General features: G+C 63.3%; 11 protein-coding genes. 8 read left to right on the top strand and 3 right to left on the bottom strand.

Annotated features, from left to right (window positions below):
• Positions 1-154 precede the first annotated feature (154 nt).
• The 3 genes from M0D67_RS13035 to rluB all read left to right on the top strand — a co-directional run bounded on the left by M0D67_RS13035 (position 155) and on the right by rluB (position 4720).
• Entirely contained in the window at positions 155-1378 is a 1224-nt protein-coding gene (locus M0D67_RS13035; protein WP_171926862.1) for a pyridoxal phosphate-dependent aminotransferase, read from the top strand.
• Positions 1379-1752: 374 nt separating this feature from the next.
• Positions 1753-2751, top strand: a complete 999-nt coding sequence (gene scpB, locus M0D67_RS13030; RefSeq protein WP_154565241.1) for an SMC-Scp complex subunit ScpB — start codon at positions 1753-1755, stop codon at positions 2749-2751.
• Between the two features lie 64 nt (positions 2752-2815).
• Positions 2816-4720 carry a 23S rRNA pseudouridine(2605) synthase RluB gene (rluB, locus tag M0D67_RS13025; RefSeq protein ID WP_171926861.1) on the top strand — a complete coding sequence of 635 codons (1905 nt, stop codon included), beginning with the start codon at positions 2816-2818 and terminating at the stop codon, positions 4718-4720.
• Here the strand turns inward: rluB and M0D67_RS13020 are convergent.
• Positions 4717-5055 (bottom strand): hypothetical protein, encoded by a 339-nt coding sequence (locus M0D67_RS13020; protein WP_154565239.1) that lies wholly within the window; start codon positions 5053-5055, stop codon positions 4717-4719. The genes rluB and M0D67_RS13020 overlap by 4 nt on opposite strands.
• A 186-nt stretch (positions 5056-5241) precedes the next feature.
• Here M0D67_RS13020 and rimP point away from each other — a divergent pair, with 186 nt between their 5' ends.
• The 5 genes from rimP (at position 5242) to truB (ending at position 11828) form a co-directional block, all read left to right on the top strand.
• Complete coding sequence (gene rimP, locus M0D67_RS13015; protein ID WP_028199738.1) at positions 5242-5700, top strand: ribosome maturation factor RimP; 459 nt, start codon at positions 5242-5244, stop codon at positions 5698-5700.
• Complete coding sequence (nusA, locus tag M0D67_RS13010) at positions 5697-7172, top strand: transcription termination factor NusA (protein ID WP_054034655.1); 1476 nt, start codon at positions 5697-5699, stop codon at positions 7170-7172. Before rimP ends, nusA begins: the two co-directional genes overlap by 4 nt.
• A gap of 94 nt (positions 7173-7266) precedes the next feature.
• Positions 7267-10230 carry a translation initiation factor IF-2 gene (gene infB, locus M0D67_RS13005; protein WP_154565238.1) on the top strand — a complete coding sequence of 988 codons (2964 nt, stop codon included), beginning with the start codon at positions 7267-7269 and terminating at the stop codon, positions 10228-10230.
• A gap of 204 nt (positions 10231-10434) precedes the next feature.
• On the top strand, positions 10435-10800 hold the full coding sequence (gene rbfA, locus M0D67_RS13000) for a 30S ribosome-binding factor RbfA (protein ID WP_028199735.1): 366 nt from the start codon (positions 10435-10437) through the stop codon (positions 10798-10800).
• A 92-nt stretch (positions 10801-10892) separates the two neighbouring features.
• Positions 10893-11828, top strand: coding sequence for a tRNA pseudouridine(55) synthase TruB (gene truB, locus M0D67_RS12995; protein WP_154565237.1), 936 nt, complete (start codon positions 10893-10895; stop codon positions 11826-11828).
• Between the two features lie 121 nt (positions 11829-11949).
• Here the strand turns inward: truB and M0D67_RS12990 are convergent, their stop codons facing one another.
• A complete protein-coding gene (locus tag M0D67_RS12990) occupies positions 11950-13512 on the bottom strand; it encodes a DHA2 family efflux MFS transporter permease subunit (protein WP_154565236.1) in 1563 nt (520 codons plus the stop codon).
• Positions 13513-13543: 31 nt separating this feature from the next.
• The gene (locus M0D67_RS12985; protein WP_171926860.1) at positions 13544-14815 is read right to left on the bottom strand and encodes an EmrA/EmrK family multidrug efflux transporter periplasmic adaptor subunit; all 1272 of its coding nucleotides are present in this window, start codon (positions 14813-14815) and stop codon (positions 13544-13546) included.
• Between the last annotated feature and the right edge of the window lie 63 nt (positions 14816-14878).

The raw sequence follows: 14878 nt of genomic DNA, 5'->3' as shown, positions 1-14878 counted from the left end.
GAGCCTAGCCCGATAGTCGGGGCGACTGGTGCGGTCGGCTTTCTGATCGTGCCTGGCGAGTCAGCGACTTCGCCGTCCCGAAAACAGGCGGCGCGCTAAACTGACGCCTTTTCCCAAGCGTCAGCCCTTACCTATCACCTGTCTGGAAGCCTCGATGAGCGAAACGGATCTGCCTGTGCCCTCCGTCCCCAACGCGCGCGATGCCGTGCGCGCACTGCGTCCTTCGCAGATCCGAGAAGTCGCTAACGCCGGTTTCGGCGTTGCGGACGTGTTGCCGTTCTGGTTCGGCGAGTCCGATCGGGTGACCCCGGCCTTCATCCGCGACGCCGCAAGCGCAGCGTTAGCCGCGGGCGCCACCTTCTATACGCATAACCTGGGCATTGCGCCGTTGCGCGCGGCGCTCGCGGACTACGTCAGCGCGTTGCACGGGACGACCTCGTCCGATCATATTGCGGTGACGAGCGCCGGCGTCAATGCGCTGATGCTGGCCGCGCAATTGGTGGTGGGGGCGGGCGACCGTGTCGTCGCGGTCACGCCGCTGTGGCCGAATCTGGTCGAGATTCCCAAGATTCTGGGCGCGCATGTAGAAACCGTCGCGCTGGGCTACGGTGAGCGCGGCTGGCAACTCGATCTCGAGCAGTTGCTGGCGGCGCTGACGCCGGACACAAAGATGCTGCTGATCAACTCGCCGAACAATCCAACCGGCTGGGTGATGAGCCGCGAAGAGCAGCGCGCCGTGCTGGCGCATTGCCGCCGCCACGGTATCTGGATCGTCGCTGACGAAGTTTACGAGCGTCTTTATTACGCGGACGCCAAAGCTGGCGCCTACAGCCCCCATTCACGCACGGCGCCGTCGTTTCTCGATCTGGCCACGCGCGACGAGCGCGTGATCTGCGTGAATTCGTTTTCCAAGGCGTGGCTGATGACCGGCTGGCGGCTCGGCTGGATCGTCGCGCCGGCCTCGCTGATGGACGATCTGGGCAAGCTGGTCGAATACAACACCTCGTGTGCACCGGCTTTCGTCCAGCAGGCGGGCATCGCGGCCGTCCAGCAGGGCGAGCGCTTCACGCAGGAACTGGTGCTCGACCTGAAGGCGTCGCGCGACCATCTGGTGCGGGCGCTGTCCACGGTGCCGGGCGTCGACGTTAAGGCGCCGCTCGGGGCGATGTATGTGTTTTTCTCGATGCCGGGGGCCTCGCGCAGTCTCGAACTATGCAAGGCCATGGTGCGCGAAGTGGGCCTGGGCGTGGCACCCGGCAGCGCGTTTGGTCCGCAAGGCGAGGGGTTTGTGCGCTGGTGCTATGCCTGCGACACGGCGCGGCTGGACGCGGGTGTCGAGCGTCTGAAGCGTTTCCTGGCGCAGCACGGCACGCATTGAGGTGCGGCGGAACGGGCGCTTGGCGTGGGTGAAGGGCACAACCAAGGGCCCAACTAAGGGCCGATTTCAGTCCGATTCTCGTGCATTTCCGCCTGGTTTTCCGCGAAAGCACGCAGCTTGGGGCGCCGCTGAAAAATGCGCCGGGGATTTCGTCTTTACGCACTGGTTGTTTTTGCGTAATATGGCGCTCAGTCACGCGATTCCTTTCAGGAATATCGCTGCTCCGTCCGGCTGGGTTTGGCTCGATTGCCTGTTTCGCCTCCCCCCGGTGCGTGCTCCCATCAATATGACCGATCAGAATCGGGCGAGCGCGTCTTCAGTTCCACATCGTCTGTTTGATCCGGTTCTTTGACCACAGGGTCTGACCTAGCTGCATGAATACCCAAGAGGCGAAGATCGTCCTCGAGACTGCCTTGATCTGCGCGCAGGAGCCGTTAAAGCTCGTCGATTTGCGCAAGCTCTTTGCCGACGGCGTGTCGGCAGACACTGTTCGGAATTTGCTCGAAGACCTGAAGCAGGATTGGTCTGGGCGCGGTGTGGAGCTGGTCGGGCTGGCGTCGGGCTGGCGATTTCAAAGCAAGCCCGCGATGCGCTCGTACCTGGATCGTTTGCATCCTGAGAAGCCGCCGAAATATTCGCGCGCGGTGCTCGAGACGCTCGCGATCATTGCGTACAGGCAACCGGTCACGCGCGGCGATATCGAAGAGATTCGCGGCGTCACGGTGAATACGCAGGTCGTCAAGCAACTCGAGGATCGCGGCTGGATCGAGGTGATCGGCCATCGTGATGTGCCGGGCCGCCCAGCGCTGTACGCGACGACGCGGCAATTTCTCGACGACCTCGGTTTGAAGGCGCTCGACGAATTGCCGCCCCTCGCGGATCCGTCGGCGCAGTTGAACGCGGATCTGCTCGGTCAGCATGCGATCGAATTTTCCGAGGCCGCGACTGTACAGGCGTTGGCTTCGGGTGAAGAGAGCCCGCTCGAAGCGCCGTCGGAATCTGCCGTCGGCGAGGCAGGTGCTGAAGCAGGCGAGGCAGTTGAACTTGCCGACGCAAGGCATGATCCGGCGGATGCCGCGCCGGCGCCCGAGTCGCATCAGGACGCTGCTGCAGCTCCGAACAGGCAAGAACATGTCGAAGCAGCGAACTTTGAACCGCAGGCCGGCGTCGCCGAGCCTGCACTGAATCACGATCCGGTCTCCCAGGCCGATCCGGCAATACCCGCGCACGACTCGGGCGTACTCCGCGATACGGAGCACGCCGCCGAGCCGAACCCGACCACGGCGGCGCACGGCGATCTTGAGGATCGCCGCGATGCCGCACAGGACGCAGGCATTCTGACCGACGACGAACCCGAGTCGCGCAGCGCCTGACGTAACCGAACTTTTTTTGCCGCGCCCGCAATGGGCGCGCGCGACCTGACATTTTGAGGTTGTTTTGACACATACCCACGACACCGATTCGTCCGAATCCGAGCGCGCCGTGCCGTCGGCACGCGCCGACGAAGCGCGTACCACGCAAGCGTCGGCAGGCGAGGGCGAGCGCCCGGAGCGCCCGGCGCCGGCCACGGAAGCAGACGGTGAAGACCGTCCGCGCCGCGGCCTGCGTCGCGGACCGCGTAGCCTGATCGCGCGGCGCCGCGCCGGAGCGAAGACGAAGGGCGCCGAAGGCGCGCCCGCGCAAGTAGCTCCGGTCGTCACCGAAACGCCGCCGGACGGCGAGGTGGTCGCGCAAGTGCGCATGCCGCGCAAGGATGGTGGCGCCAAGGGCCAGGGCCCGCGCCGCAATGCAGGCGGCGCGAAGCGCGAGGGTGGTCAGCGTGAAGGTGCGCCCCGCGAGGGCGGCCCTCGCGAAGGCGGGCGCGGCGAGCGTCAGCCGCGCGAAGGCGGTCAGCGTCAGAATCGCCGTGGCGCCGAAGCGCCGGTGGAAATCGCAGCCGAAGCGAACCCGGACGATCTGTTCTCGTACGTCACGTCGCCCGCATTCGATGCGGACAACAGCGCCACCGGCGGCGTACGCGCCCCGATGCTGCGCCGTGGCAAGCCGGCCGCGCCCAAGCGCGTCCTGGCTGCGGACGACGACGCGCCGAAGCTGCACAAAGTGCTGGCCGAAGCCGGCATGGGCTCGCGCCGCGACATGGAAGAACTGATCGTCGCCGGCCGCGTGTCGGTGAACGGCGAGCCGGCTCACATCGGCCAGCGCATCATGCCGACCGACCAGGTCCGCATCAACGGCAAGCCGGTCAAGCGCAAGCTGGCCAACAAGCCGCCGCGCGTCCTGCTGTATCACAAACCGACTGGCGAAATCGTCAGCCACGCCGATCCGGAAGGCCGCCCGTCGGTGTTCGACAAGCTGCCGCCGATGAAAACCGCCAAGTGGCTCGCGGTCGGCCGCCTCGACTTCAACACCGAAGGTCTGCTGATGCTGACCACCTCGGGCGATCTGGCGAACCGTTTCATGCATCCGCGTTACAGCGTCGAGCGTGAATATGCGGTGCGCGTGGTGGGCGAGCTGGCGGAAGGCATGCGTCAGAAGCTGTTGCACGGCGTCGAGCTGGAAGACGGCCCGGCGAATTTCCTGCGCATCCGCGATGGCGGCGGCGAAGGCACCAATCATTGGTATCACGTCGCGCTCGCCGAAGGCCGTAATCGGGAAGTGCGCCGCATGTTCGAAGCAGCCGGCCTGATGGTCAGCCGCCTGATCCGCACGCGTCATGGCCCGATCTCGCTGCCGAAGGGCCTGAAGCGCGGTCGCTGGGAAGAACTCGAAGACAATCAGGTGCGCGCGCTGATGGCGTCGGTCGGTCTGAAGGCGCCGTCGGAAGAAAAGGGCGGCCGCAGAGAGGCACCGGAGCGCAAGCAGCCGGATCCGATGCAAACGTCGATGGGCTTCATTAGCCGCGAACCGGTACTGATGTCGCATGGCCGTTTCGACCAACAGCAGCCGCGCGGTCAAGGCCGTCGCGGTGCGGCGGGTGGCGGCTTCGGCGGTGGTTCGGGTGGTGGTTTTGGCGGTGGTAGCGGTGGCGGTTACGGCAACCGCGGCGCTGGCCGCAGCGCCGGCGGCTTCAGCGGCCCGATGGGCGGCGGCGGTGCGCCTGGTCCGCGTGGCGGCCGTGACGTCGATGGCAATCGCGCGCCGTCGGGTAATGGCAATCGTGCGGCTGGCGGCGGTAAGCGCGCTGGCGGCCCTGGCGGTGGCAATCCGGGCGGCGGCAGCCGCGGGCCAGCCGGCAATCGCGGCGGTAACGCCAACCGCGCCGGTGGCGGTGGCAACCCCAACGCGGCGGGTGGTGCCAATCGTGGTGGTGGAGCGCCGCGCGGCCGTTCGCGTGGCCGTTAAACGGCAAGCAACTTAAGCATGACGGTTGGCTGCTGATCGTTCATCAACGATTTACGCTTCGCCACCGTCAGAATCAATCGACGAGCGCCGCGGGTTTCATCTGATGCATAAAACCGCGGCGTGCGCATAAGTAGGGGCAGAGTTTCCTCGCCCTGCTTGTCCGGCGCAGGTCCGGGGTGGCGCAAGCCGCCTTGCAAAAGGCCAGGCGCGCCGCCATATCGTTGAAAGATTCCCATGAAATCAAGCGGAAATGCGCTTCGTACGGCGTTCTGCGGTTTGCGTTTGTCCCGAAAAATGGCTACAATCGCGGAGTCGCTGGGCGTGCGGCTTTTCATGTGCGGCTCAGGTGCGACCACCGGTAATAAGATGATGGGCGTTTAGCCCATTTTTTTTTGCCGCGCAGTTCTAAGTGGTTCGGCATCTCGGGTAGCACGAACGTGCGCCGGCTTGGCGCGCGGCCCGCATTGGTGTTTGCAGACAAACCCGGCAGGTCTCGCCGCGCGAACATCTTAGAGGGCACTGTGCAACTGACGGAACTGATTGAAACCACGGTCGTGGGACTCGGCTACGAGCTCGTCGATCTCGAGCGCACCGGGCGCGGCATGTTGTGTATTTATATCGACCAGCCGGCCGGCATCGCGATCGAAGACTGCGAGAAAGTCACGCGTCAGCTCCAGCACGTTCTGACGGTCGAAAATATCGATTACGAGCGGCTTGAAGTGTCGTCGCCGGGTCTCGACCGCCCGCTGAAAAAACTGGCGGATTTTGAACGCTTCGCAGGCAGCGAAGTGGTAATCACATTGAAAAAGCCATTGGACGGACGGAAATCGTACCGGGGCATTCTGCATGCTCCGCAAGGCGAGACGATCGGTCTGGAATTTGAAGGGAAGGAAGGCGCCGCGATGCTCGATTTCACCGTCGCGGATATCGATAAGGCACGCCTCGTTCCGAAAGTTGACTTTAGGAGCCGCAAACAATGAGTCGCGAAGTGTTGATGCTGGTGGATGCGCTGGCACGCGAGAAGAACGTCGATAAAGACGTGGTATTTGCCGCGCTCGAGGCGGCCCTCGCTTCGGCCTCCAAGAAACTCTTCGAAGAAGACGCGGACATCCGCGTCCAGATCGACCGTGAAAGCGGCGAGCACGAAACGTTTCGCCGCTGGAAAGTGGTGCCGGACGAAGCTGGCCTGCAGGAGCCGGATCAGGAAATCCTGCTGTTCGAAGCACGCGAACAGAAGCCGGAAATCCAGCTCGACGAATACATCGAAGAACCGGTGCCGTCGATCGAATTCGGCCGTATCGGCGCACAGGCTGCCAAGCAGGTGATCCTGCAGAAGGTGCGCGACGCGGAACGCGAGCAGATCCTGAACGACTTCCTCGAGCGCGGCGAGCACATCATGACCGGCTCGGTGAAGCGCCTGGATAAGGGCAACTTCATCGTCGAAACCGGCCGTGTCGAAGCGCTGCTGCGCCGCGACCAGTTGATTCCGAAGGAAAATCTGCGCGTGGGCGACCGCGTGCGCGCCTATATCGCCAAGGTCGATCGCACCGCTCGCGGTCCGCAGATCGAACTGTCGCGTACGGCGCCCGAATTCCTGATGAAGCTGTTCGAAATGGAAGTGCCGGAAATCGAACAGGGCCTGCTGGAAATCAAGGCGGCGGCCCGCGATCCGGGCGTGCGCGCCAAGATCGGCGTGATCGCTTACGACAAGCGCATCGACCCGATCGGCACCTGCGTCGGTATCCGCGGTTCGCGTGTCCAGGCCGTGCGTAACGAGCTTGGTGGCGAAAACGTCGACATCGTGCTATGGTCGGAAGATCCCGCACAGTTTGTGATCGGCGCGCTCGCGCCGGCAGCCGTCCAGTCGATCGTCGTCGATGAAGAAAAGCATTCGATGGACGTCGTCGTAGACGAAAACGAACTGGCGGTCGCGATCGGCCGCAGCGGCCAGAACGTGCGTCTTGCCAGCGAACTCACCGGCTGGCAGATCAACATCATGACGCCGGACGAATCTGCGCAAAAGCAGAATCAGGAGCGCGGTGTACTGCGTGACCTGTTCATGGCGCGTCTCGATGTCGACGAAGAAGTGGCCGACATCCTGATCGACGAAGGCTTTACGAGCCTCGAAGAGATCGCTTATGTGCCGCTCAACGAGATGCTCGAAATCGAAGCATTCGACGAAGACACCGTTCACGAACTGCGTAATCGCTCGCGCGATGCGTTGTTGACGTTGGCGATCGCGAATGAAGAAAAGGTCGAGAATGTTGCACTCGACCTGAAGAGCCTGGACGGCATGGATGCCGACCTGCTCGCCAAGCTTGCCGAACATCAGATCCAGACGCGCGACGAACTCGCCGAGCTGGCTGTGGATGAACTGGTCGAGATGACCGGAATGGAAGAGGATGCCGCTAAGGCGTTGATCATGAAAGCACGTGAACATTGGTTCCAGTGAGAAATGACCATGGCGCACTAAATTGAACGCGGCCGTTAGGCCGCATGACAAGATGCTAACCGCAAGGAATCGGTCCTTGCATTAAGAGGAATGAATGGCGAGTAACAACGTAGCCCAATTTGCCGCGGAACTGAAAATGCCTGCAGGCGTGCTCCTTGAGCAGCTTCAGGCAGCAGGCGTCACTAAAGCGAGCGAAGACGACAGCTTGTCCGAAACGGACAAGGCGCGTCTGCTCGACCACTTGCGCAAGTCTCACGGCTCGACTGATGCGGACAAGCGCAAGATCACGCTGACGAAACGGCATACGTCGGAGATCAAGCAATCCGACGCGACGGGCAAAGCTCGCACCATTCAGGTCGAGGTGCGTAAGAAGCGCACTTTCGTCCGCCGCGACGAATCTGCCGCTGAAGGCGGGGATGCATCGAATCATGTGGCCGAAGCTGATGTAGACGATCTGGAACTCCAGCGTCGTGAAGAGGAAGCACGTCACGAAGCCGAGCTGCTCGAAAAGCAGGCTCAGGAGTTGAAGGCACGTCAGGAACAGCTCGAACGCGAAGAAGCCGAACGTCAGGCGCGCGAGCAGGCGGCTGAAGCCGAGCGTCGTCGTGCGGAAGAAGAAGCGGCGAAGAAGCGCGCGGCGGCTGCGGCCGAAGCGGCGGCTCGCGAACAGGCTCAAGCTGCCCAGCCGGCGCAGGCTGCCAAGGCGGCGGCGAAGGCTGAACCGGTCGCGGCCAAGGCTGCGGAACCGGCGGTTGCCAAGGAAAGCGAGCAGGACGACGAGCGTGCTGCGGCAGAACGCGCGGCACAACGCGAAGCAGCGAAGAAAGCGGAAGACGCAGCGCGTCAGGCCGCCGAGAAAACGCGCGCCGAGCAGGAAGAAGTCAGCAAGCGCCGTGCGGCGGCAGAAGCCGAAGCGCGTGCGATTCGCGAAATGATGAACACGCCGCGCAAGGCGCAGGTCAAGGCGCCGGAACCGGCACCGAAGCCCGCTGAGCCGGCCAAGCCCGTGGAAGCCAAGGGCACGCTGCACAAGCCGGCGCGTCCGGCGGGTGAAGCACCGGCACGTCCGGCAGCCAAGAAACCGGCTGCTGCGGCTCCGGCTGCAACGACCACGCCGTCGGCTGGCGACAAGAAAAAGCCGGGCGGTGGCAAGGGCGGCTGGCAGGACGACGCAGCGAAGCGCCGTGGCATCAAGACGCGTGGCGATACGAGCGGCGGTGTCGATCGTGGCTGGCGCGGTGGCCCGAAGGGGCGCGGCAAGCATCAGGATCAGAACACCACGTTCCAGGCGCCGACCGAACCGATCGTGCGTGAAGTGCACGTGCCGGAAACCATCACGGTCGCCGATCTGGCGCACAAGATGGCGGTGAAGGCCTCGGAAGTCATCAAGTCGATGATGAAGCTCGGCCAGATGGTCACGATCAACCAGATGCTGGACCAGGAAACGGCGATGATCATCGTCGAGGAACTGGGCCACCACGCGGTTGCGGCCAAGCTGGACGATCCGGAAGCCATGCTGGTCGAAGGCGAAATCACGGACGCAGAAGCACTGCCGCGTCCGCCGGTCGTCACGGTCATGGGTCACGTCGACCACGGCAAGACCTCGCTGCTCGACTACATCCGCCGCGCCAAGGTTGCAGCGGGTGAAGCGGGCGGGATTACGCAGCACATCGGTGCGTATCACGTCGAAACGCCGCGCGGTGTCATCACGTTCCTCGATACGCCGGGCCACGAAGCATTTACGGCCATGCGTGCTCGCGGTGCGAAGGCAACCGACATCGTGATTCTGGTGGTGGCAGCCGACGACGGCGTGATGCCGCAAACGAAGGAAGCCATTGCCCACGCGAAGGCAGGCGGCGTGCCGCTCGTCGTCGCGATCAACAAGATCGACAAGCCGGATGCGAATCCGGAGCGCGTCAAGCAGGAACTCGTCGCGGAAGGCGTCGTGCCGGAAGAATACGGTGGCGATTCGCCGTTCGTGTCGGTGTCGGCTAAAACCGGCGCAGGCATCGACGACCTGCTCGAAAACGTGCTGCTGCAAGCCGAAGTGCTGGAACTGAAGGCACCGGTCGAAGCGCCGGCCAAGGGTCTCGTTATTGAAGCGAAACTCGATAAGGGTAAGGGGCCGGTTGCAACGATCCTGGTCCAGTCGGGTACGCTGAACCGCGGCGACGTGGTGCTGGCAGGTAGCGCTTACGGTCGCGTGCGAGCCATGCTCGACGAAACCGGCAAGCCGACCAAGTCGGCAGGCCCGTCGATCCCGGTCGAGATTCAAGGTCTGTCGGAAGTCCCGCAAGCTGGCGAAGAAGTCATCGTCATGCCGGACGACCGCAAGGCGCGTGAAGTCGCGTTGTTCCGTCAAGGCAAGTTCCGCGACGTCAAGCTGGCCAAGCAACAGGCCGCGAAGCTCGAGAACATGCTGGAACAGATGGGCGAAGGCGAAGTGGCGTACATGCCGCTCATCGTCAAGGCCGACGTGCAAGGTTCGCAGGAAGCGCTGGTGCAGTCGCTGCTGAAGCTGTCGACCGACGAAGTTCGTGTGCAGATCGTGCACGGCGCAGTCGGTGGCATCAGCGAGTCGGACGTCAACCTGGCTACGGCTTCGAAGGCGGTCATCATCGGCTTCAACACCCGTGCGGATGCACAGGCGCGCAAGCTGGCGGAAAGCAACGGCGTCGATATTCGCTACTACAACATCATCTATGACGCCGTGGATGAAGTGAAGGCTGCGATGTCGGGCATGCTGGCACCGGAGAAGCGCGAAGTCGTGACAGGTACGGTCGAAGTGCGTCAGGTCTTCAAGGTACCGAAGATCGGTGCGGTGGCCGGCTGTATGGTCACGGACGGTTTCGTCAAGCGTTCCTCGTCGGTGCGCGTGCTGCGCAACAACGTCGTCATCTTCACGGGCGAGCTCGATTCGCTCAAGCGCTTCAAGGACGACGTGAAGGAAGTCCGTCAGGGCTTCGAGTGCGGTATGTCGATCAAGAACTTCAACGATATCGTCGAAGGCGATCAGTTCGAAGTCTTCGAGGTTACCGAAGTCGCGCGTACGCTGTAATTCACGCGGCATTGGCTCAACGGGCGGAGCGGGCTTAAGCGCCCGCTCCGCCCGTTGCCTTTGGGCCTCGCGCATTTTGTCGCGCATTGCGCCCCGCGGTGGCTTGAAGTTGCTATCAAGCCGCTCATTGCCGTCCGGGCAATTACCACCTCGGTTCGCGCGAACAACTTTTTTGGATCCGTCAGAACGGATCACACAAACACCATGCCTAAAAAACGTTCTTCTCCCAATCGCAACGTGCAGATCGCCGATCAGATCCAGCGCGACCTGTCCGAGCTGCTGCGCGAGGTCAAGGATCCGCGCATCGGCCTCGTCACCATTCAAAGTGTCGAGCTGACGCCCGACTACGCGCACGCGAAGGTCTACTTCACGACGCTGACCGGCGACCCGCAGCAGACGCTCGAAGCGCTCCAGCACGCGGCCGGCCATCTGCACAATCAGTTGTTCAAGCGCCTGCACATTCATACCGTGCCGACGCTGCATTTCCATTACGACCAGACGATCGAACGGGCCGTCGAAATGTCCCGTCTGATCGACGAGGCGAACGCCAATCGCGCGAAAGAAGACTGAGCGCGTTGTTATCCGCGTTCCGGGCTGCACTGCTTCAGTAGCAGTTCATTTAGCGCTGTTTCCGTACATTTCGAAGACCCTGTCTTTCTGACATGACCGCACCTCAACGCCCCCGCGTGCCACGTCGCGCGCTCGACGGCGTGCTGCTGCTCGACAAGCCGCTCGGCCTGTCGAGCAACGACGCGCTGATTCGCGCGAAGCGTCTCTACCTGGCCAAAAAGGCGGGCCACACCGGCACGCTCGATCCACTCGCCACAGGTCTTTTGCCGCTGTGTTTCGGCGAAGCGACCAAGTTTTCGCAAGACCTGCTCGAAGCCGACAAGACCTATGAGGCGACCATGCGCCTCGGTATTCGCACGACCACCGGAGACGCCGAAGGCGAAGCAATCGACACGCGCGACGTGACGTGCGATCAGGCCGCGGTAGAGGCGGCCATGCAGAAATTTCTCGGCGACATCGTCCAGGTCCCACCGATGTATTCGGCGCTCAAGCGCGACGGCAAGCCGCTATACGAATACGCGCGCGCCGGCCAGACGGTGGAGCGGGAAGGGCGTCAGGTGACGATTCACGCGCTCGACATGCTCGCCTGTGCGTTGCCCGACGTGACGTTTCGCGTGACGTGCAGCAAAGGCACGTATGTGCGCACGCTCGCCGAGGATATCGGCGAAGCGCTTGGTTGTGGTGCGCATCTGGTCGCGCTGCGGCGTACCGGCGTCGGCGCGCTGACGCTGGAGAATTCGGTGACGCTCGACGCGCTGTCCGATGCGACGGAGAGCGAGCGTGATACGTGGCTGCAACCGGTCGATGCATTGCTGTCGACGTTCCCGCTTGTCACACTGGACGAAGACGCGACCCGTCGCTTCCTGCACGGGCAGCGGCTGAAGCTCTCCGAGTTGACCATTGCCGGCGACGCGGTGAATGCGCCGCGCGTACGCGTGTATGCAGCGGACGGGCGTTTGCTTGGTGTCGCGAAGCAAGGCGAGGGTGTGCTGGCGCCGGAACGGCTTGTGGTCACAGCAGCGAGCTAGCGCGGAAGGTCAGCGCCGCCTCGTCAGCAGCAACAAAAAAGGCGGGACCGCTCACCAGCGGTCCCGCCTTTTTTCCATACAGCCCGCGTCTTAGCCCGCGTCGCGGACTAAGACCAGAACCTCAATGCGCCGCCGCAGCTGCCGCACCCGCATCACCACCGGCGCGTTCCGGCTTTGCCATCCAGATCAGCGCGATCAGCGCGACAAAGATCCCTGCCGATACAAAGAACAGATCGTTCACGCCCAACTGCGCGGCCTGCTGCGTAGCCATCGAATTGAACAGACCATATGCCTGCGGCTGACTGAAGCCCGCGGCACCCATCTGCCGGATCGACTGATCGAACACCGGGTTGTACGCGCTCGCCTGTTCGGCCAGTTGCGCATGATGCATGATGGTGCGGTGATCCCACGCGGTTTGGAAAATCGACGTGCCAATACCGCCGCACATGATCCGCACGAAATTCGACAAGCCCGACGCAGCCGGAATCCGGTTTCCCGGCAAACCCGACAGCGTAATCGACACCAGCGGGATGAAGAACCCGGCCATGCCGATCCCCTGAATCAACGTGGGCATGAGCAGCGAATAAGTATCGACGCCCGTCGTATAACGTGAGCGCATCCAGAAACACAGCGCGAACACGAGGAACGACAAGGTCGCGATGTAGCGCGGATCGGTACGCGGCAAGATCTTGCCGGTGATCGGCGACAGCAGCACGGCGAACACGCCGACCGGCGCCATCACGAGACCCGCTTCGGTGGCGGTGTAGCCGATATCGGTCTGCAGCCACAACGGCAACAACACGAGGTTGCCGAAGTAGAGCCCGTAGCCGATCGACAACGCAATCGTGCCGCTCGTGAAATTGCGCCGGCTGAAGAGCGACAGGTCGACCACGGGATGCTCGGCCGTCAATTCCCACACAATGAAGAACGCGAGCGAAATCACCGCGACCAGCGCAAGTACGACGATGGTGGTCGACGAGAACCAGTCGAGGTCCTTGCCCTTATCGAGCATCACCTGCAGCGAGCCGACCCAGAGGATCAGCAGGCCGAGACCGACGCCGTCGATCGGCGCCTTTTTGACGACCGAATCGCGGTTACGGAAGATCGTCCACGTCGCCACCGCGGCGATCGCGCCGACCGGAATGTTGACGTAGAAAATCCACGGCCACGAGATGTTGTCCGAGATCCAGCCGCCAAGAATCGGGCCGGCCACCGGCGCGATCAATGTGGTCATCGCCCACATCGATAAAGCCATCGGCGCCTTGGCGCGTGGGTAGCTCGCGAGCAGCAGCGTTTGCGATAGCGGAATCATCGGGCCGGCCACGGCGCCTTGCAGCACGCGCGAGGCCAGCAGGAACGGCAGGGTGGGGGCGAGACCGCACATCCACGACGAGATCACGAACAGGATGATCGACGCCATGAACAGGCGCACCTGGCCGATACGGTCGGTGAGCCAGCCGGTCAGCGGCACGGAGATCGCGTTCGCCACCGCGAACGACGTGATCACCCATGTGCCCTGGTCGGACGACACACCGAGGTCGCCCGAAATGGACGGGATCGACACGTTCGCAATCGACGTGTCGAGCACGTTCATGAACACGGCGAGCGACACCGCGATGGTGCCGATCACCAGTTGCGCGCCCTCGAGCGGCGGATGAGGGACTTGCGCCTGAGCCTGAGCCATTAATAAAACCTTCTATGAATCGTCGCGCCGCTTACATCAGCTTCGCGGCGGGCTTGGCAGCGCCGCCGGCTTGCGCCGACTTCTGCGAGCCGCCGTTCGGACCTGCATTCTCCGAAATGATGCGGGCGATTTCCGCATCCGCCTCATCGCCGTACTTGTCGAACACATTGGTCTGATAGACCGTGTTCGGCGCCTGGCCGAGCTGACCACCCTGGTCGTCCTTGATGCTCACGTCGGCTTGCATCGACAGGCCGATACGCAGCGGATGCTTTTCAAGTTCCTGCGGGTCGAGCGCGATCCGTACCGGCAGACGCTGGACCACCTTGATCCAGTTGCCGGTTGCGTTCTGCGCGGGCAGTAGCGAGAACGCCGAACCCGTACCCGCCGAGAAGCCGACCACCTTGCCGTGGTACACCACCGACGAACCGTACACGTCGGCCGTCAACTCGACCGGCTGGCCGATGCGCATGTGCTTCAGTTGCACTTCCTTGAAGTTCGCATCGACCCACACGCCGCCCAACGGCACGATAGCCATCAGCGGGGTGCCCGGCGAGACGCGCTGGCCGACCTGCACCGAGCGCTTCGCGACGTAGCCCGTGACCGGCGCCGGCAGGTTGTTACGGGCGTTGGCCAGATACGCGTCGCGCACCTTCGCGGCGGCAGCCTGCACGTTCGGGTGATTGGCGATCGTGGTGTTGGCGGTCAGCGCGCGGTTCGACGCCAGTTGTTGCTGGGCGGCGTCGACTGAGGCTTGCGCGCTCTTCACGGCATCGCGGGCGTGCGAGATTTCTTCGGCCGACACGGCGCCGGTTTGTGCGACCGTCAGGCGGCGCTTCAAGTCGTCCTGTGCGCGCGACAGATCGGACTGGCGCTGGGCAACTTGCGCCTGGTACTGGTTGTCGTCGGCGAACAGGCCGCGCACCTGGCGCACCGTCTGCGCGAGATTCGCTTCGGCTTGTTCGAGCGCGACGCGAGCGTCGGCCGGATCGAGCACGACGAGCGGGTCGCCGGCCTTCACAGTTTGCGTGTCGTCCGCGTTCACGGCGACAACCGTGCCGGTGACTTGCGGCGTGATCTGCACGACGTTGCCGTTCACGTACGCGTCGTCGGTGTCTTCATGGAAGCGTGCGTCGAGGAAGTAGTACAGGCCGTAGGCGACCGCGGCGATCAGGATCACGATGACGAGCAGCGTCATCATGCGCTTGCGTTTGCCGCTGTTCGCCGGCGGTTGTACCGGTTGCGTCGGCTGCGGGGCCGGCTGAGTCGGCTGTGTAGTAGCCGCGGGCTGTTGGGTGGTGCTCATTGATGTGCTCCGGGTTCTCTCAAGCGTCGTCGTTTATTCGGATGTTTATGCGAGTGTGGGTCG

The sequence above is a fragment of the Paraburkholderia sp. SECH4 genome, assembly GCF_030511745.1.
In the GTDB taxonomy this organism is placed as follows: domain Bacteria; phylum Pseudomonadota; class Gammaproteobacteria; order Burkholderiales; family Burkholderiaceae; genus Paraburkholderia; species Paraburkholderia madseniana.
Note: the sequence above shows the minus strand (reverse complement) of the source record. Positions and strands in the feature narration are given on the sequence as shown.